This window comes from Marinoscillum sp. MHG1-6 (genome assembly GCF_024714475.1).
Classification (GTDB): domain Bacteria; phylum Bacteroidota; class Bacteroidia; order Cytophagales; family Cyclobacteriaceae; genus JAMZMI01.
In genome coordinates, this window is the sequence record NZ_JAMZMI010000007.1 from 1 (window position 1) to 19,964 (window position 19,964).

Genomic DNA, 19,964 nt, shown 5'->3' on the forward strand with positions numbered 1-19,964 from the left:
GAATTCGGATAACAAAGGATCGCTGAAAGCAATCCTGATGATCAACAATATTCAGCAAACCGCAACCCCGGTTGCAGGGCTGGCCGCCCGCGTTTGAATCCTGCGGAGGTCACTATGAAAGAAAAAACCCATTGCGAAGGCGATGGGTTTTCGTTTTTTGGAGCAATCGGAATTCATTCCAGATTAGACTGAAAAATGAAAACGGGTGCAAACAGTTTTTTCTTTCGGAATTCGGATAACAAAGGATCGCTGAAAGCAATCCTGCGGAGGTTATGATGAATGAGTTCGATGCTTATTAGTTATTATAGTAGTTAACCTTTAATTCCTTTTCCTTCCCCTTTCTCAATCGAATTAAAACTCCCCCATCCGAAGGACTAAACTTCTTTACTGGCATAAGCTCACTTTTTTTCCATTTTTCACCAGACTTTTTCCAAAGCAATAAGGTGGAGTAAATATTTCCTCCTTCGGGACTAAACTGAGAGGTAGCATTCAGAACAGTACTCTGATCACTCTCAGGATGCAACCCTGAACAGTTGACTATCTCAACCTCATCCCATCCCGCAAGAGGAACCATGGCCAACTGATACACGCCATTGTCAATAATGGTAGCCTTGTATTTCCCCAGGTCTCTTGTTGTAGTCCGAATTTCATCATCCAGTTTCGGTAATGCATAATGTCCCAGTCGCACCTCCATTGTTTTACTACTCAAATTCCTATCAACCCTCAAAACACCGTTTGGCATGGGCATTTCAGCCAGTTGTATATTAATTTCGGAGTCTGTCTCAAGTTCAACATCCCGGTAGTATACTCCTGACTCAAACTTCTTAAAGTCATAAAGGCGAAAAGCTTCCCATTTACCTAAAGCATTCTTAACAACATAATTCATTGCCACTTCTCCATTACTACCATCGGCTTGCCACGGAAAGGAGCTGTTGTAGGAAAGACGGTTGTAATTCTCAGATGACCTGAACTTTTGCCAGTCGTCCGCTACTTTTTCATGACACCACGCCCTTACTTCTGAAGCACCAATCCCGGTATAATTGGTAATCAGGATGTTCGTTTTGCCTTGAAAATGATTATAGACCTGATCGCTTTCAAAATCCGATTCCCAGGGCCCATTATTTTCTATAGATGTCCAGAAAGGATTGTCTTGCTGAATCAAAAGCCCTAAAAATGCCTTGCCCATCCAATAGACGCTTCCACGACAACTGTATATCTGAACTGCAGGTTCATAGTGGCCATAAAAACCTAACGTCGGCACATCATCTTTTAGAAAGCTTGGGTTTTGTAAAAACTGAAGCAACACCCCCGAAGAAATCCTGCGCATCCAACCATAATTGAAAGATTCGCCTTGCAATCCTGTAAATGGTAACGGACTGATGGAAGCGAATCGATAACTAATGCTTCTTCCCCACATGATCATTTTTCCGTCTTCGGAGAAAAGATATGGGTAATTGCCTTCCAGATCCTTGAAGTTACTTACAAATTGACCGGCTATGTCAGGGTAATTTTCTTTCCCAAAATACTCTGCCCAAATGATGCCATAAAGCTGAAAGGCCCACATACTGTAATAATCATAAGCAGGCGCATCATTATACCAACCATTTGACCGATAATGCTCCAGGGATTTTTGAAGATAGTCCTTCATCAGAACTTCATTGATTTCGTATCCCTGTTCCTTGAAAAAACTCAAAATGAAAATATTGAAAAAACGCCAGTTCGAAGGAATAGTAGGTCCATCTCCATAACTCAGCATGGTTGAAGCCAGTAAGTCTTTGTGCTGCTTTGAAAGTGGATCCCAAAGGGCCTCCGGGGCAACAAATAATGAAATAGCCAATGCCCCAAATTCAACTAAAATTTGACTTGGTCCTTCATCATGGGCTCGAGGTCTGATAAAAGACGCATGGGTCGAATCAAGCAAATTCAATATCTGGTGACGATAGTATTCGGAAACATTCACCCCATTCACAACCAGGCTTGGATTCTTCCGAAGCAAAGGAGCCGCAATGAATAACGTCCTACATAGCCCTTCAAGTTTTTCTGTGGGAATTTGATCTTCACTTGTTGGGTAGCTTTTCCCTGAAAGCTTAGGAAACTGCATAGGATCATCTATATCATCTATGTAACCGAAAGCTCCTTCAAGAAGGTATGACGCAGCATCATACCAATGCTTCATTGTCACCCCTGTATAAGGACTTAACTCATAATCTGGATCTGTTACCGAGAATACCTCCTTCTCATTTTCCTCCGAAATAATAGATTGAACCTGCGCATGTGAAAACAGGCTGGTTAGAATGAGACTAGTAATAATTGTAAGAACATCTATACATCCTCTATTCCTCATAATTATTTTATTTCTTTTTTATCATGAGCTACTTTCAGATCTAGCACATTAATAACACTACTACCTATCTCAGACAGTCCTTCTCCATCAACCTGTTCATTTTTTTGTAGCAAAAGGCTCAGAACCCCTTCTGTCACCCAAAATGAATGATCAAGGGTAGGCTCCCAGGAACCATAGCCGCCATCCGTCAAATCTGTAAGCGTCCATTCTCCTTTGAAGGGAGCAACATTTTGTGCTATTGACACTTTATTGCCCCTCTCATCATCCCTAAAAATGACGTAAACCACCGATTTTTCACCCAATACCAATTGCGGCCTGGAAATAGGGATTTTTTTTGTTCCCATTCCGCTGAGACTAAAGGGTTGGGATCGAAAACCGAGATTCTCCACTTCCCATTCACCCTGGTTTTGATAAACCAAATGATACTGAGGCACCTCACTACCCGGCGGTTTCCAATAACTCACAATATATGCTTCACCATCTCTGCTAACAGCCATGGATGTCTGATTGATCAGTTCGCTATTCATTGGAATCCTGCAAACTACCTCTGCTGAAGATTCGGTGATAGGTAATTCATAAGCTTCTCCATTTGATCTTTGCCAGCTAACTCCACCATCAAGTGAACGGGCATAACACATATCGTGGTTGGAAGCCACATCCGGACTTTCTCTCCACACCCAGGAAACATGAATAACTCCATCCTGATCCACACAAGCCTGCCAGTAGGCATTTCGCTGCCCTTCCCCGTCAATCAACATGTCTTGTAAGCGGGTCCATTGCTGATTCGCAGAACTGTACTTATTAATGACAAGGCTACCATTTCCCGAACCACCATCACGATAGAAAAAAAGCAAATCCTCATCCGGAAATCGGTAAAACTCCGGATAGGAAACCAATTGTTCCCTTTGCCCGGTCATGATCATTTCCTCCCCTAGTATGAGCGATCCAGGAGCAATACTCCGTGCATAACGAAGAGGAGTGTTGTGGTGGTCCCATGAAACATGGAGATAGCCATCTCCATCTACAGCAATGCTGATCGAATTGTGTGCATCTCGTGCATTGCCTTGGAATGGAGTTTCCTGAGTATGCCACGTAGAGCCCTTTAAGTTACGTTGCCCCAATATCAGCCTGGCCTCGGGGTCATAATAAGCAATGTATTGGGTGCTTTCTGTTGATACCAGGGAATTCTTTCTAAATATCACGGTATTCACCGAATTTTTTGCCCATCCATTACCCACTTCCGTCAGTGTTGAGACTGAAAGATTATGTTGTACAGTACACCCCGACAAAATCTCCACAGCACTCAGAACAGCCAAAACCAACAAGGCAGACCACCTTTCCTTTTGCACGATCCCAGGTAAAACTTGTTTATGCAGTTTACTCATTTTTAAATTCTTCTTCTGATCGATCCGATTGATAGCGCAACAATGCTTCTACATAATAATAATCTGCATACGACAGTGGCACATCCACTTCCGTATTGTCAGGCATGTTACCCACGCAATGCTTCAAAATGAAACCACCGTTTGTACCATCTTCAGAAAAATACTCCCGAGATGAAAGTGTTCTCAATATTTTCTCAGCCTCCGTGAATAATTGCTCAGAGTACTCCTGATCCACATAATCCTTTAGCTTCAAAAGCGCTGAAGCAATCACTGCTGCCGCCGAGGCATCTCTTTTTGCATTGGGGATGTCGGGCGCGTTAAAATCCCAGTATGGTATTTTGTCTTCCGGAAGATTTGGATGATTTAAGATGAAATTTGCAATGCCTGTAGCGTGCTCAAGGTATTTTGGGTCCTTTGTATACTGATACATCACTGTGAATCCGTACAGACCCCACGCCTGTCCTCGTGCCCATGATGATTCATCCGCATACCCCTGATCCGTATTTTTCATCTCTACCTCCCCGGTAATTGTATCATATGACACAACATGATAGCTGCTGTAATCCTGACGAAAATGATTGATTAAAGTGGTATCCGCATGAGTGATTGCCACCTTGATCAAAGCACTATCTTCATAGCTTTTACCTGCCCATAGCAGCATTTCCAGATTCATCATGTTATCGATGATTACCGGGTACGCCCATTTATCATTCCAGGGGGCGGGATCCCAGGAACGTATGGTTCCTACAGAGGGGTTGAACCTGGTGGCAAGGGACTTCGAAGATGTATATATAATATCCTCAAAACGTTTGTCTCCGCTTACCTTAAGAGCATTTCCGAAGCTGCAAAACATCATAAAGCCCAGATCATGGGTTGTCGTGTTAAACTGTTCCTTTTCAAGCACACGCAGTTTTTTAAGCGCTTCCCGGTAGAGAACGGCATCTCCCGTAGCCTGATAAAGATACAGAAGCGTCCCTGGATAAAATCCACTACACCACCAGTCAGAACTACTGGTTTTCAATTCACTATTTTCATAGGTCTTAGGAAACTGGCCTTCCGGTAAATCGGACATCAACTCTTTATATTGCGTTGCGGCCATGTGTATGCTCTTCTCTACCCAGTCAGTATTGCTATCCCCGGCATGCTCACCACAAGCAGATAAGGCAATCATCACAACACACCAGAGGGTTCTGAAATAATATCTCTTCATTTTTTTATTGTCAAAGCGACAATAATAGAGCTTTCAGAATTAACATAAAATTAAACCACCTCACCGGGCCACCCATCACCTGCGACTCGTTGCAGTCTCAACTGTCCAGATTTTAGAATTTGTCGTTCAAAAACGGACATTCTTTTTCATTTTGATCGTAAATATCAAATTATATTCCTGATTTTCAGACAATTACATTTTTTGGCATAGGGATTGGCTTTCATCACGTGCTATGATCACCTCCGAACAAAAACCTAACAAAAACCGAGTAAGGACATGGGTTCTTATTTTAGGAATCCTCATTGCAATTCTGATATCCTTGCATTCTCAGCTTTTTCCCAACCTGATATCCAACAGGCTTGGCCACCTACCACAAGTAGCTCAACAGCAAACCCATAGTTCAGCAGCAATTGAAAGTGCAACGAAAACTTTCCATAAGCAGCTTCTTATTATACTCAACGATCTAAGAAAATAAGTATTCAGTTCATTAGAACCGTAATAATCCATTAACTTTTCATACAACAAAATCAATACTATGACAAAGAGATTAACACGATCCAAAGACAGGATGATCGCAGGAGTTTGCGGCGGAATCGCACAATATTTGAATCTGGATCCTACTATTATACGAATCGCCTATGTCATCCTTACGATTTTCAGCTTCGGCTTTGGGGTATTGATTTACCTGATCCTGTGGATCATCATGCCAGAAGCCTGATCAGGTAAACCGGGAATAGGTTGTAATCCAACGATTGGGGACGTCTCCGTCTAACGCCTTTTCATAATCCGAATAATTGCATGGGATCATCCTGCTCCGCATAAAACCATCGGTTTCTTCCGGGTGAGGGACTTCCATCCACCACTTCTCTGAAATTTTACTTTTAAAGAATTTAATAGAAGACGGGTCTCCACCAAGTGGTACTTCATAGATCAGGTAGTCGTTTGACCTGAAGTTCTTATCTCCCTTGCGATTGTAAAAGCCTTCAATGAAGTACCATACCATGGTTGCTATCACAAAGGAGGTTTTCATACTGAGATCATCCCTTGATTGATCATATCCGTAGATACCTACTGAGCTTAACTTATCGTTCAATCCGGCATACCAGCAAATTTGGCATGCTTCCTCTCCCGTCAGACCATAAACCTTGGCATCCAATGCTCCAGGAGCGTATTGTGCTTGCAGTGCGGAGACATCAATACTCATCATATCGGCATCCCTGACCACAGGCTCCAGGTCCTTAATGTTTTCTTTGACCACTCCCAGGCGAATAGCCTCAAAGCTTAATCGTTCCATTAGATCAGATTCTGCTGATCCCACTAAGTACGACTGGTAGCCGAGGTGATAATAGTTGAAAAGATAGTTCGGATCATGTTTGATAATCCTTTGAATATGCGAACCAGATGGTAAATGACCTTTAGCAGGGTCACCCAGATCCAGTTTATTGTCAACATTCAAAACGGTGATCAGCTTATCCGCATCTTCATATCCGAAATATTGTCCCAGTGTCATATCATGTGACCCTCCAAAAAAGACTGGTACAATGTTATGCCTCATCAAGAAGCTACATACCTCTTTCAACCTCAGGTAGGTATCTTCCAGATCCGGTCCATTTCGAAAATTACCCAGATCAACCACTTTCAGTCCATCAGAGCCTTTTTTCAGGGAATAAAAGCTCTGCCGGATGGCATCCGGACCTTTAGCTATCCCCTCCCGGTGGTCCTCCTTCTCTCCTCTGCCTTCAACCAAACCAATTAACGCAATATCCAGCCCATCGTAATCAGGCATTGAACCCTGATTAATAAAAATGGATTGTCCTATACTACCTTGAATAGAAGTATCTATCTCAACATAAGGGGGAATGGGATCAAAGAAAAGTTTTAAGTCCAGGTCTTGCATGACAGCAAACTAAATAAAACTGTGAAATATTAGCAGATGCAATTTTAATGGAGCCCATCATTTATTGTTTATCCATCATTTCTTTACATAGAACTGTTAATTAAACAACAGATAGGCCAACTTTAAAACCATCCAATAGTACCTTTACAGAACCCTAACTGATGTAAGAACCAGTTACAAATAAACAAAAAAGGGAAAGCGTTGCTTTCCCTTTTTTTATCTGATGATTATCCACCGAAATCATCGAATCGAATATTCTCATCCGGGATTCCAAAATCCTCTCCCATTTTCTGAACCGCCGCATTCATCAATGGTGGTCCACAGAAATATAATTCAATTTCTTCTGGAGCATCGTGCTTGCTAAGGTATTGATCAATCACCGCCTGGTGAACAAAACCTAAGAAGCCATCTCCTTCTTTATCATCAACATCCTTTTTCACTTTCCAGTTATCTTCAGGAAGTGGTTCTGAAAGCACTATGTAAAAACTGAAGTTCGGGAAGTGTTTCTCAAGTTCGTAGAAGTGATCTAGATAGAACAGCTCTCTTTTTGATCTACCACCGTACCAGTAAGTTACCTTTCTTCCTGTTTTCAAAGTTTTGAACAGGTGATACAAATGAGACCTCATTGGTGCCATCCCTGCTCCACCACCAACGTAAAGCATCTCTGCTTCAGAAGGATTGATGAAGAATTCACCGTACGGTCCTGAAATTGTTACCTTATCACCAGGTTTTCTTGAGAAAATATAAGATGATGCAATACCCGGATTAACAGCCATCCACTTATTCGCAGCTCTATCCCAAGGTGGGGTTGCCACCCTAACGTTCAGCATGATCTCTCTTCCTTCCGCTGGATAAGAAGCCATGGAGTATGCACGTTCAACGATGTCAGTATTTTTCATTTTCAGATCCCAAAGACCGAATTTGTCCCATTCCATCTGGAATTTCTTTGGATCATCGTGCTCCTCAGGGTGAGCCGTAATATCTATGTCTTTGTAATGTACCTCACATTCAGGAATTTCAATCTGGATATAACCTCCAGCCTGATAATCCATGTCTTCAGGAATCTCTACCACAAATTCTTTAATGAATGAAGCCACGTTGTAGTTTCTTACCACAGTCGCTTCCCATTTCTTGATACCGAAGATTTCTTCAGGTATCTCGATTCTCATATCTTGTTTTACCTTGACCTGACATCCTAATCGAACTCCTTCCTTTTGTTCAGAACGACTCAGGTGGCCCAACTCAGTAGGTAATACTTCTCCGCCACCTTCTACTACAGTACACTTACACTGGGCACAGGTTCCTCCACCTCCGCAGGCAGATGGCAAGAAAACCTTTTGACCAGAAAGAGTAGATAGAAGGGAAGATCCAGCTGAAACGGTAACAGGATTGGCTTCGTCTCCATTAATAATAATATTGACCGGGCCTGATTGCACCAATTTGGACTGAGCAAACAGAAGGATCAACACCAAAAGGAGGATTACTGCTGTAAAAGCGATAACCGCTGTGATAACTACTGATGACATAGGTAAAAACCTTTATGAGTTTATTAAAACGCGACAAATATAGTTGATAACCATAGAGAGTGAAAGCCCATACTTCCTAAATGTCTCGTTGATTTTCAACTATTTTCGTTCGATATAAATCAATCCTGGATTACTTGCTTAATAGATTAAGCAGCGAAGTAAGCTTTGTTTTAAGCTGGCGTCTATCCACAATAAAATCAAGGAAGCCATGATCCAAAACAAATTCCGCACTTTGAAAGCCCTTTGGGAGATCCTTACCGATCGTTTCCCTGATTACTCTAGGTCCGGCAAAACCAATTAAGGAACCCGGCTCTGCAATATTGAAATCCCCCAGCATAGCAAAAGATGCTGTCACACCACCGGTAGTTGGATCAGTCAATAAAGAGATGTAAGGAATTTTAGCTTCCGACAACAATGCAAGTTTGGCAGAAGTTTTTGCCATTTGCATTAATGAGAAGCCTGCCTCCATCATACGTGCACCACCTGATTTCGAAATCATCAGGAATGGTATCTTGTGCTCCAATGAATAATCTATCGCTCTTGCGATTTTCTCTCCCACCACAGAACCCATTGATCCTCCGATGAAAGCGAAATCCATACAAGAAACCACGAGATCAAGACCGTTCATCTTACCATGCGCAGATCTTACCGCATCCTTAAGACCGGTTTTCTTCTGGCTAGCTGCGATTCTGTCCGGGTATTTCTTAGTGTCCACAAACTTTAGAGGGTCAGCCGAGCTCAAATTTTCATCCAACTCTTTGAATTTGTTTCCGTCGAAGAGTATTTCAAAATACTCTGCAGATCCGATTCTCACATGATAATCGTCGTCGGGACACACATATGCGTTGTTCTTGAGCTCACGCATATGAATGATGTTTCCTTTAGGTGTTTTATACCAAAGTCCGTCAGGTGCTTCTTTCTTGTGCTCTGTAGGAGTTTGGATTCCTTTGTCTTGTCTTTTAAACCAAGCCATAAGTAGATCAAATTGTCAGGGTCGCAAAGCTAAGTGAAAAGTTGAAGATCGTCTAAGAATGTTAATCTTTAACATCCTCATAATCCACATACTCTCCTCCTTTAATGCTCCCCGGGTTTTTGGTGTTATTATCAGGCACATAATCGATACTCACATTACCTCCTGATGGTTTGTGCTTTGGCGCCTGATGATTGTTTTGATTATATACTTTTTGCTGCTGAAATGCATTCGCAAACAGCAACCTCACTACAAACCCAACGAGTTTGTAAATGAGGTAAGCGATCAATAGAAATTTAATTAATACCCAAATCATAGTAACCTTCTAACTTATCTAGACAGGTAGAGGTTTCGTTCTGCGTAAATTTCCATGAAATAGTCGTCCATCAGATCATCGATAAAATAGATCGCCTCTCCGGTAGATTTCATCTCTGGTCCAAGCTCCTTATTTACATTCGGGAATTTATGGAATGAGAATACGGGCTCCTTGATGGCATACCCCTTCTTAACCGGCTTGAAGTCAAAGTCAGTCACCTTCTTCTCACCCAGCATCACCTTCGTCGCATAATTCACATATGGCTCCTGGTAGGCTTTACAAATAAACGGCACAGTACGTGACGCACGTGGATTGGCCTCGATGATGTAAACTTTATCATCCTTGATAGCGAACTGGATATTGATCAAACCGACTGTCTTCAATGCTTTCGCGATCTTAACAGTGTACTCCTCGATTTGTCTCATAACAAGGTCTCCCAGGTTATACGGTGGAAGAACTGCATATGAGTCACCGGAATGAATACCTGCAGGCTCTATATGCTGCATGATTCCAATGATGTACACATTTTCTCCATCACAGATCGCATCAGATTCCGCTTCGATAGCTCCCTCAAGGAAGTGATCCAGTAGGATCCGGCCGTCAGGCTTGTCCTTAAGAAGGTTCACCACGTGTTCCTCCATCTCCTGCTCGTTGATCACAATTTTCATGCTTTGACCACCAAGAACATAACTTGGTCTTACAAGCATAGGATACCCGATCTCTCTTGAAAGTTCGATTGCCTGATCACCATCCTCAACCGTTCCGTATTTTGGATAGGGGATGCCTTGCTCCTTTAATAGATCTGAGAATCTTCCTCTATCTTCTGCAAGATCAAGCGCATCATAGCTGGTACCAATAACCTTGATACCATATCGTTCCAGCTTCTCAGCCAATTTCAATGCTGTCTGTCCTCCCAACTGAACAATCACTCCAACTGGCTTCTCATGAAGAATGATGTCATAGATGTGCTCCCAGAAAACAGGTTCGAAATAAAGCTTATCCGCAACATCAAAATCAGTTGATACCGTTTCAGGGTTACAATTGATCATGATCGTCTCATAACCGCATTCCTTTGCAGCCAGAACCCCATGAACACAAGAGTAGTCAAACTCGATACCTTGCCCGATTCTGTTAGGACCTGACCCAAGTACCACTACCTTTTTCTTATCACTGGCCTCAGACTCATTTTCCTCATCAAACGCAGAGTAATAATAAGGTGTCTGAGCTTCGAACTCAGCAGCACAGGTATCCACGAGTTTATAGACACGCTTGATGCCTAAGTCATTCCTTTTAGCGTAAACCTGGCTCTCCAGACAATTCAAAAGGTGCGCGATTTGTCTGTCAGCGTAGCCCTTTTCTTTGGCCTCCTTCAAAAGTTCCTTCGGAAGCTCGTCAAGTGAAAACTTCTCGATCTCCTTTTCCAACAAGAGTAACTCCTCTATCTGGTGCAGGAACCAAGGGTCAATTTTCGTAAGCTTATGGATCGTCTTAAACGGAATGCCCAATTTGAACGCATCATAAATATGGAAAAGTCTGTTCCAGCTAGGATGCTCCAGGCTATAAAGAATGGCTTGTTGGTCTTTAAGTTCTCTACCATCAGCACCAAGACCATTTCTCTTGATCTCAAGTGACTGACAAGCCTTTTGTAATGCCTCCTGGAAGTTTCGACCGATACCCATGGCCTCACCCACTGACTTCATCTGAAGTCCCAATTTTCTATCTGATCCCTGGAACTTGTCGAAGTTCCAACGTGGAATCTTTACAATCACGTAATCCAATGCCGGTTCGAAGTAAGCAGAAGTCGTTTTCGTGATTTGGTTTTTCAATTCATCAAGGTTGTATCCAATTGCAAGCTTTGCAGCAATTTTAGCAATCGGATAACCTGTTGCTTTCGAAGCAAGCGCTGATGATCTCGATACCCTTGGATTGATCTCAATACCAATGATATCATCTGTTTCAGGGTGAACAGAGAACTGCACGTTACACCCTCCGGCAAACTGACCGATCGCATTCATCATCGTTTTTGCCATGTCACGCATTCTCTGATATACAGTATCAGGAAGCGTCATCGCAGGCGCTACGGTAATAGAGTCACCCGTGTGAACACCCATTGGATCGAAGTTCTCAATAGAACAAATGATGATGATATTGCCCAGATTGTCTCGAAGAAGCTCTAACTCATATTCTTTCCAGCCCAGAATACTTTGCTCCACCAATACCTCGTGGATTGGGGATGCCTGTAATCCGGCATTCAGAGCTTTATCAAATTCTTCGGGAGAATTCACAAATCCTCCTCCATAACCACCAAGTGTGTAAGAAGGTCGGATAACCAAAGGAAACCCAATCTCCTGTGCAATTTCTTTTCCTTTCAGGAATGAAGTGGCTGTTTCACCTTTACAAACCCCTACTCCGATTTCCTGCATTTTCAGACGGAACTTCTCCCTGTCCTCAGTGGTTTCAATCGCGCCGATATCGACCCCGATCATTTTGACTCCGTATTTATTCCAAATTCCAGCTTTATCACAATCGATAGCCAGGTTAAGCGCAGTTTGCCCTCCCATAGTAGGGAGCACAGCATCGATTTGGTGTTTTTCAAGTATCTCCTTGATAGACTGCTTGGTCAATGGCTTGAGGTAAACGTTGTCAGCCGTTACCGGGTCAGTCATGATCGTAGCAGGATTGCTGTTAATCAGGGTTACTTCTATGCCTTCTTCACGAAGAGACTTTGAAGCCTGAGAGCCTGAGTAATCAAACTCACACGCCTGACCAATAATAATGGGACCACTCCCGATGATTAGAACTGACTTAATACTTGAATCTTTTGGCATTAGTGTAGATGTGGTGGTTACTAAAAGTACAAATTGACGCAAAAGTAAGTCACGAGTCCGAGACAGGAAAAGTTAAATTTTGAAAATTTAGCATTGTGCCAAATTATGCATTCTAAAAAGTGCCCTAATGCCACTTCAGTTGCCAAAATTATTTTTACTCTTACCTATGTCCTGTCCTGAGAAAATCCTTTTACGATTGCAACTGCAGGCTAAACCATCAAAAAGGCTAAAAGTTTAAATAGGTATAGCTTATCCTTGACTACTACCTTACATTAGAGATGAAAAAAATTGAGATGAGAAAAATAGTCCTTTACATAGCGATAAGCCTCGATGGTAAAATAGCGGATACTGAGGGAAGCGTTGACTGGCTCGAATCACTCCCCAATCCTGATCAAAATGATTATGGTTACCCCGCTTTGCTTGATCGCGTGGACACCACCATTATGGGAAACGCAACCTATCGGCAGGTGCTGTCTTTCCCAATCGAATTTCCTTACAAAGACAAAAAGAACTTTGTGATCACTCGAAATGCAGAGCTGGTGGAAGATGAATATGCCACTTTCGTTTTTAGCGATCATATCACCTTCATACAAGAACTCAAACAACAGGTCGGAAAGGATATCTGGTTAATTGGAGGAGCGGAAGTCAATACACTTTTGAACCAGTCTGATCTCATTGATGAATACATGGTATTTGTCATGCCGATTATTTTAGGAAAGGGAATACCGCTTTTTTCAGATCACCAATCAATGAAACGGCTCCAATTAATAGAGAACAAAAGGTATAAATCAGGCGCATCTTTACTGCATTACCGCAATAATTGAAGTGCTCCTTTGGGTGGTTCCAACAAAATCACGACCGCTTAAACGGAATATAGACTGATCAAAAAGCCTGATTTTTACTAACGCCTCGGTTACCTTACATTGTACATGATTTGACGTTGTTTTATTAGTGTGAAAATTGTCATGTAGAAAAAGCCAGAGGACACTGGCTTTTTCTCGCATGGCGATGTTAGGTCCAGCTTTCAGATTTTACTTATCCTGCTTTTTATGCTCCACCAAAAGTTCTTGATTCTTGTTCTCCTCACCTCATTATCCATTCTGGTAAATCGAGCCCTGGCTCAACCCGGGCTGTACATGCCTATTGAATTCAAAAGAGCCTATGATAATGGCACCAGAACCTGGGATGGGACGGTATCCTCTACCTACAAGCAAAATAGTAGCCGATATGATATCAGCGCTGTAGTAGACCCAGCAACCAGACAACTGACAGCTTCCGGGAAAATCACCTATTTCAATTATCAGGATGTGGCTTTAGATAAAATAGTTTTCCATTCCTATAAAGACCTATATGATGACGGGATGATTATCTCCAAGCTGAAGATCGACGGTCAGGAAATAGATATTAATGACAGTAAAAGGGTCAAAAAAAGTGCAACCTATTACAACATATCTCTTGAGAACAACCCATTAATCCCAGGAGACTCCCTGGTATTGAAAGTAGATTGGAGCATTACTATTCCTGAAAAAGTAGATCGGGATGGTGCCTATGATGAAACCAGCATGCTGGTGGCCTACTGGTATCCGGAAATTGCCGTGTTTGATGATGTCTTCGGATGGGATATGATTGATTTTGACGGAAAAGCAGAATTCTATCATGACGTTTCAGATTTTAATATCGAAATCACCATCCCGGACAATTATATCATCTGGGCATCTGCGGCACCATCTAATGGATATGAAATATTCCCGGGTAAAATCCAGAACAGGCTAGGACAAGCTAAAAAATCCAATGAAAAAGTAGTTATTGTAAGTAACAAAGACATCAAAAAAGGTCTTAAAATGCGCACCAATGTATGGAAATATAGCCTTGAAGATTTCCCGGATTTCGTCTTTTCGTTTAGCGATCACTACTTGTGGGAGGCCTGCACTTATACCGATGAAATGGGGACCTACTTTTTGAATTCAGCATACCATCCAAAAAATAAGAGTTTCGGATTGGTGCTGGATATTGAAAAAGAGGGACTCCAAACCTTTCATAACGATTTCCCTGTTCATCCCTTCCCATATGAACATTTTGTGGCTTTCAATGGCGAGATCGGTGGTGGAATGGAATTTCCGGGAATGTGTAATGACCACGCCAGAGCAAATTATCGAGCAGAAGGTGTTCCCTATTCTGACTATGAAGCCAACAAACTATTGACAATTCATGAAATGATGCACATGTATTTTCCCTTTCTCATGGGCATCAATGAAAAACGCTTTGCATGGATGGATGAGGGAATGGCCGAATTTGCAGAAGACTACTTCACCAATGTTAACCTTGAGTCTTACAAAAGTCGTGAACGATTCGCCTCCTATGACAATCCTCCACTGATGGTTCAGACTTATTCGATCCCAAAAAATTACGGAGTAAATTCTTATGACATTGCTTCACAATCCTACCATGCACTACTTCATTTACTAGGAAAAGATACGTTTACTCGCTGCCTAAACACCTTCATGGATCGTTGGAAGAATAAACACCCGACACCTTATGATTTTTTCTTCACTTTCGATGACGTGTCCGGACAGGACCTTACCTGGTTTTGGAAGGCATGGTATTTTGATTGGGGATATCCTGACGTGGCCATAAAAAGTTTTAAAGATGGGAAATTGGTAATTGAAAATGTGGGCGGGCGTCCCATTGCAGTAGAAATTCATATTACCTATCAGGACGATAGTCGGCTTAAAATCATGACCAGTCCGGAGGTTTGGAAAAATAAAAGCCTCTACACTACCACCATTAGCAATTCAATCAAAATAAAGAATATTGAACTTAAAACTATGAATGGCCCAGACGCCATTAACAGTAACAATCACTGGAGGGCTGAATAGGCTAATTTTATTATCTTTCCGAAAAAAGAATTCAAATATGAAAAGTGGACTTATTAGAGGACTTGTATTGGTTCTGGTGGGCGGATTTGTAATCTACTGGGCTATTACGCATTCACCAAAAGCGGGACTTGGACAAATCATTAACAATGAACTCTCTGGTTCTTACACAATGAGTTCAGGCTCCTATTATGCCTCCCTGATTGCCGGGGCTATTCTGGGTTTGCTTGGACTTCTGAGAGTTTACAAATCGATGAAATAAAATATCAACCCTTTTATTAAAAGGAAGATCGGAAGGTCTTCCTTTTTTGTTTGAGGCATACTAATAATGACTGGAGCAAAAGAGAGCATAAAAACCATCTATTTCAGTATCATAGGTAACTCATTGTTGGCTATAGTCAAAGGTGCTGCCGGTTTCTTCGGTCATTCCTATGCGCTGATAGCAGATGCCATTGAATCAACCTCGGACATTTTCTCCTCCTTTTTGGTGTTGCTTGGACTCCGATATGCCAAACGCCCTGCAGATGAAAACCATCCCTACGGTCATGGTAAAATTGAGCCTCTGATAACATTTATCGTAGTTGCCTTTCTGGTAACCTCTGCGACTATTATCGCCTATGAAAGCATTGAAAGGATACAAACACCACACAAAACACCTGCACCCTGGACCCTGATCATACTAGGGCTCATTATCATTTGGAAGGAAGTTTCTTTCAGAATCGTCTTGAGAAAAAGCAAACGAACGAATAGTTCTTCCCTCAAGGCAGATGCATGGCATCATCGAAGTGATGCGATTACATCTGTGGCTGCATTTATCGGTATTGCTATAGCCCTTATTATGGGGGAAGGTTATGAAACAGCTGATGATTGGGCGGCTCTTTTTGCTTCAGGATTTATACTATACAATAGTTACCTTATATTCAGACCTGCACTCGGTGAGATAATGGATGAACACCGATATGAAGATCTGGTAGACGAAATCAGAATCATCTCAGGAAATGTGCCTGGAATTCTCGGCACTGAAAAATGCTATATTAGAAAAACGGGAATGGTCTTTCATGTCGACCTACATGCCATAGTCAATGCTGAAATTAGCGTCAAAGAAGGACATAGCCTGGCCCATGTATTGAAAGATACTTTGAAGGAACAACTTCCTCAGGTGGGAGAAGTACTGATCCATATTGAGCCTTCTGCCTAGTTGCCTGATACAAAAAAAGGGACCCAAACGAGTCCCTCTTATTCTGATTATATCTAAAGAATTAAATATGCAATGGTCTGTTCTCAGTAGCTGCAAGGCAAGCTTCCTTAACCGCTTCCATGTAGGTTGGGTGAGCATGAGACATTCTCGAAACATCCTCTGCTGATGCCCGGAATTCCATCGCGGTAACTGCCGACGCAATCATATCTGCAGCTCTGGCTCCAATGATATGGACGCCAAGAATTTCATCCGTCTCCTTGTCAGCCAACACCTTCACAAGCCCATCAACGTCCATTGAGGCGCGAGCCCTTCCCAGGGCCTTAAATGGAAACTTACCTGTTTTATAAGCTCTCTTTTGCTCTTTTAGCTGCTCTTCGGTAAAACCTACACCTGCCACTTCCGGCCAGGTATAAACGACTCCCGGGATCAGGTTGTAATTAATATGAGGCTTTTGACCCATCATCTGTTCTGCAACAAAAACGCCTTCCTCCTCAGCCTTGTGCGCAAGCATAGCTCCTTTCACAACATCGCCAATTGCCCAGATATTGTCCACATTAGTTTTCAAGTGCTCATCAGTCTCAATCTGGCCTCTTTCTGTCACTTTTACGCCGGCATTCTCCAATCCAAGCCCATCTGTGTAGGGTCTTCTACCAATTGAGACAAGACAATAATCTCCTTTCAACTCCAACTTATCTCCCTTAGGTGTATCTGCCGTAACTGTCACCTCTTTTCCTTTGGCCTCAACCGCAGTCACTTTATGGCTTAGATAGATATCAAAACCCAGTTTTTTCAGAGATTTCTGAAGTTCCTTACCCAGCGTGCTGTCCATCGTCGGGATAATGTTATCCAGAAACTCCACTACCGACACCTTAGCACCTAATCTTGCATATACCGACCCCAATTCCAGACCGATCACTCCTCCTCCGATAATCACAAGGTGCTTGGGTACCTCTTTGAGTTCAAGTGCTTCTGTACTCGTGATTACTCTTTTCTTATCCAATTTGATGAAAGGAAGTGTCGAAGGTTTGGAACCTGTTGCGATAATCACTTTATCTGTAGAGATGGTTTTTTCTTCTTGACCTGTAACCTTAATAGTGTTTTTATCCACAAATGATCCCAGACCGTGATGAACATCGATCTTGTTCTTGCTCATCAGGTAGTTGATGCCCTCAGTGTTTTGCTTTACTACATCCGTCTTACGGGCAATCATTTGCTTGATGTTCACCTTTGGTTTGGCGATATCAATGCCATGCTCTTTGAACGTATGCTCTGCATTATGAAAATGCTCAGAGGAATCCAAAAGTGCTTTGGACGGAATACAACCTACATTGAGACAGGTACCTCCCAATGTGTCGTATTTTTCAATAATGGCAGTTTTCAGGCCAAGCTGGGCGCATCTGATTGCGGCCACATATCCTCCGGGTCCTGACCCGATTACTGTTACATCGTATTGCATGTTTTTCAATTTTTAGTACCAGGTACTTAGGTATTTGGTACAGGGATGAATATTTATTTTAATGAACATTGTAATGCGAAAATCATCTTACGAACCAAGTCCACATTATCATTCAATATTTCCACTTTGCTGGTACTGGAATACCCAAATCTGGCAGAAAGTATCAGTTGCGTTTCTAACTCAAACAAAGACCCAACAGCTATCCCTAAAAACTGCCTGAATTCTCCATTAGTATTTCTTCCAGCTCCTTCTGCAATATTGGAAGGCACAGAAACAGATGATCGCCTCATTTGAGCTATCAGACCAAATTTTTCATCAGAAGGAAAGCCTTCAGTTAACCGATAGCCTTTTCACTCAATTTAATCGCCATTTTCCATACCTCCAGATTCTTATACTTGTGCATCTATGTACTTTGTACTAACGTACCAAATACTTTATACTCCAAGCAAAAGGCGAGTCGGATCTTCCAATAGTTGCTTAACTCTCACCAGGAAGCTCACAGACTCACGTCCATCGATAATTCTATGATCATAAGACAACGCAACATACATCATCGGCCTGATCACCACCTGACCATTTTCTGCTACCGGTCGCTCAACGATATTGTGCATTCCGAGAATCGCAGACTGTGGCGCATTGATGATAGGTGTTGACATCATTGAACCGAACACCCCACCATTCGTGATAGTGAACGTACCACCTTGCATTTCTTCGATGCTCAACTTATTATCACGAGCTTTCATCGCAAGTCTCACAACTTCCTTTTCGATCTGATTGAAATTCAGCGATTCAGCATTTCGAATTACCGGAACCACCAGCCCTTTTGGAGCAGATACTGCTATCGAAACATCGCAGTAGTCACTGTATATGATCTGATCGCCATCGATCATGGCATTAACCGCAGGCCACTCCTGAAGTGCCATGGTACAAGCCTTCGTGAAGAAAGACATAAAGCCCAGACCTACTTCATATTTCTCCTTGAACTGCTCTTTGTATTTTTTTCTGAGCTCCATGATCGGTGCCATGTTCACCTCATTGAAAGTGGTCAGCATGGCTGTTTCGTTCTTCACAGAAACTAGTCTCTTCGATACAGTTTTACGAAGGGAAGACATTTTTTCACGTCTTTGCTCACGAGTAGCGCCAGAGCTAATTACTGGTGGGGCTATCTCAGGTTTCTTCTCAGGAGCCGGTGACGCCGCAGGTTTTGTTGCCGGAGCTGCCTTTTCAGCTTTCAGCGCATCTTCTTTCGTGATACGTCCGTCCTTGCCTGTTCCATTCACATCAGCGGGAGATAGACCTCTCTCACTGAGAATCTTGGCTGCTGCCGGGGAAGCATGACCAGCGGCATAAGAATCGCTTGAAGCCGTCGGAGCACTCGATGCTGCGGCTGGCGCTGATTCATTTGCAGCAGATGAAGCTCCCTCAGCAACTTCAATCTTACAAAGCGGTGCACCGATTTCCAGGGTATCTCCTTCTTGAGCAATAATTCTTAGAACACCCCCTGCTTCTGCAGTCAGATCGAATGTTGCCTTATCGGATTCAATCTCAGCGATCACCTCATCAAGTTCCACAGTGTCTCCATCAGCCTTTTGCCATGCTGAGATTGTCACCTCATTGATGGACTCTCCAACAGCCGGAACGTTCATCTCAATGACTTCTCCGGTTGCCTTGGACTCTTTTGGAGCTTCTTTCTTAGGAGCAGGAGCTTCCTTCGCTTGAGACTCATCTATTTCGCATAGCAATCCACCAATTTCAAGTGTATCACCCTCCTGCGCTTTAATATGAAGCACACCAGCAGCTTCGGCTGTTACTTCAAATGTCGCTTTATCTGATTCCAACTCACAGATCACCTCATCCATCTCTACATAATCACCATCTGCTTTTGCCCATTGAGCGATCGTAACCTCTGATATAGATTCACCTACTGTAGGTACTTTTATTTCTAGGCTCATGATATTGTT

At 42.5% G+C, this 19,964-nt stretch carries 16 protein-coding genes; 5 read left to right on the forward strand and 11 right to left on the reverse strand.

Annotation, left to right across the window (positions count from 1 at the left end; genetic code table 11):
- Positions 1-295 precede the first annotated feature (295 nt).
- From NXR94_RS14255 to NXR94_RS14265, 3 genes are read right to left on the reverse strand one after another with little or no spacing between them, the layout of a single operon-like run.
- The gene (locus tag NXR94_RS14255; protein WP_258105333.1) at positions 296-2,344 is read right to left on the reverse strand and encodes a DUF2264 domain-containing protein; all 2,049 of its coding nucleotides are present in this window, start codon (positions 2,342-2,344) and stop codon (positions 296-298) included.
- 2 nt (positions 2,345-2,346) lie between these two features.
- Positions 2,347-3,729, reverse strand: coding sequence for a BNR repeat-containing protein (locus tag NXR94_RS14260; RefSeq protein WP_258105334.1), 1,383 nt, complete (start codon positions 3,727-3,729; stop codon positions 2,347-2,349).
- Complete coding sequence (locus NXR94_RS14265; protein WP_258105335.1) at positions 3,722-4,939, reverse strand: glycoside hydrolase family 88 protein; 1,218 nt, start codon at positions 4,937-4,939, stop codon at positions 3,722-3,724. Before NXR94_RS14265 ends, NXR94_RS14260 begins: the two co-directional genes overlap by 8 nt.
- A gap of 535 nt (positions 4,940-5,474) precedes the next feature.
- On the opposite strand from NXR94_RS14265, the gene NXR94_RS14270 reads away from it, so the two are divergent.
- Positions 5,475-5,657: a PspC domain-containing protein gene (locus NXR94_RS14270; RefSeq protein WP_258105336.1), complete on the forward strand. Its 183-nt coding sequence runs from the start codon at positions 5,475-5,477 to the stop codon at positions 5,655-5,657.
- Here the strand turns inward: NXR94_RS14270 and NXR94_RS14275 are convergent, their stop codons facing one another.
- From NXR94_RS14275 to carB, 5 genes are all read right to left on the reverse strand, one after another.
- Positions 5,658-6,836, reverse strand: a complete 1,179-nt coding sequence (locus NXR94_RS14275; RefSeq protein ID WP_258105337.1) for a formimidoylglutamase — start codon at positions 6,834-6,836, stop codon at positions 5,658-5,660.
- 227 nt (positions 6,837-7,063) lie between these two features.
- Positions 7,064-8,362 (reverse strand): NADH:ubiquinone reductase (Na(+)-transporting) subunit F, encoded by a 1,299-nt coding sequence (gene nqrF / locus NXR94_RS14280; protein WP_258105338.1) that lies wholly within the window; start codon positions 8,360-8,362, stop codon positions 7,064-7,066.
- Between the two features lie 130 nt (positions 8,363-8,492).
- Complete coding sequence (gene accD / locus NXR94_RS14285) at positions 8,493-9,335, reverse strand: acetyl-CoA carboxylase, carboxyltransferase subunit beta (protein ID WP_258105339.1); 843 nt, start codon at positions 9,333-9,335, stop codon at positions 8,493-8,495.
- Between the two features lie 61 nt (positions 9,336-9,396).
- On the reverse strand, positions 9,397-9,648 hold the full coding sequence (locus tag NXR94_RS14290; RefSeq protein ID WP_258105340.1) for a DUF4834 family protein: 252 nt from the start codon (positions 9,646-9,648) through the stop codon (positions 9,397-9,399).
- A gap of 14 nt (positions 9,649-9,662) precedes the next feature.
- Positions 9,663-12,476 carry a carbamoyl-phosphate synthase large subunit gene (gene carB / locus NXR94_RS14295; protein ID WP_258105341.1) on the reverse strand — a complete coding sequence of 938 codons (2,814 nt, stop codon included), beginning with the start codon at positions 12,474-12,476 and terminating at the stop codon, positions 9,663-9,665.
- Positions 12,477-12,769: 293 nt separating this feature from the next.
- On the opposite strand from carB, the gene NXR94_RS14300 reads away from it, so the two are divergent.
- The 4 genes from NXR94_RS14300 to NXR94_RS14315 all read left to right on the forward strand — a co-directional run bounded on the left by NXR94_RS14300 (position 12,770) and on the right by NXR94_RS14315 (position 16,547).
- Positions 12,770-13,300, forward strand: coding sequence for a dihydrofolate reductase family protein (locus tag NXR94_RS14300; RefSeq protein ID WP_258105342.1), 531 nt, complete (start codon positions 12,770-12,772; stop codon positions 13,298-13,300).
- A gap of 225 nt (positions 13,301-13,525) precedes the next feature.
- Complete coding sequence (locus tag NXR94_RS14305) at positions 13,526-15,352, forward strand: M1 family metallopeptidase (RefSeq protein ID WP_258105343.1); 1,827 nt, start codon at positions 13,526-13,528, stop codon at positions 15,350-15,352.
- 37 nt (positions 15,353-15,389) lie between these two features.
- Positions 15,390-15,611, forward strand: a complete 222-nt coding sequence (locus NXR94_RS14310; RefSeq protein ID WP_258105344.1) for a hypothetical protein — start codon at positions 15,390-15,392, stop codon at positions 15,609-15,611.
- A 66-nt stretch (positions 15,612-15,677) separates the two neighbouring features.
- Complete coding sequence (locus NXR94_RS14315; RefSeq protein ID WP_258105345.1) at positions 15,678-16,547, forward strand: cation diffusion facilitator family transporter; 870 nt, start codon at positions 15,678-15,680, stop codon at positions 16,545-16,547.
- A gap of 61 nt (positions 16,548-16,608) precedes the next feature.
- On the opposite strand, the gene lpdA is transcribed toward NXR94_RS14315, so the two are convergent.
- The 3 genes from lpdA to odhB form a co-directional block, all read right to left on the reverse strand.
- Positions 16,609-18,003 carry a dihydrolipoyl dehydrogenase gene (gene lpdA / locus NXR94_RS14320; protein WP_258105346.1) on the reverse strand — a complete coding sequence of 465 codons (1,395 nt, stop codon included), beginning with the start codon at positions 18,001-18,003 and terminating at the stop codon, positions 16,609-16,611.
- 53 nt (positions 18,004-18,056) lie between these two features.
- The gene (locus tag NXR94_RS14325; protein WP_258105347.1) at positions 18,057-18,293 is read right to left on the reverse strand and encodes a four helix bundle protein; all 237 of its coding nucleotides are present in this window, start codon (positions 18,291-18,293) and stop codon (positions 18,057-18,059) included.
- 144 nt (positions 18,294-18,437) lie between these two features.
- Positions 18,438-19,955, reverse strand: a complete 1,518-nt coding sequence (gene odhB / locus NXR94_RS14330; protein WP_258105348.1) for a 2-oxoglutarate dehydrogenase complex dihydrolipoyllysine-residue succinyltransferase — start codon at positions 19,953-19,955, stop codon at positions 18,438-18,440.
- Positions 19,956-19,964 lie beyond the last annotated feature (9 nt).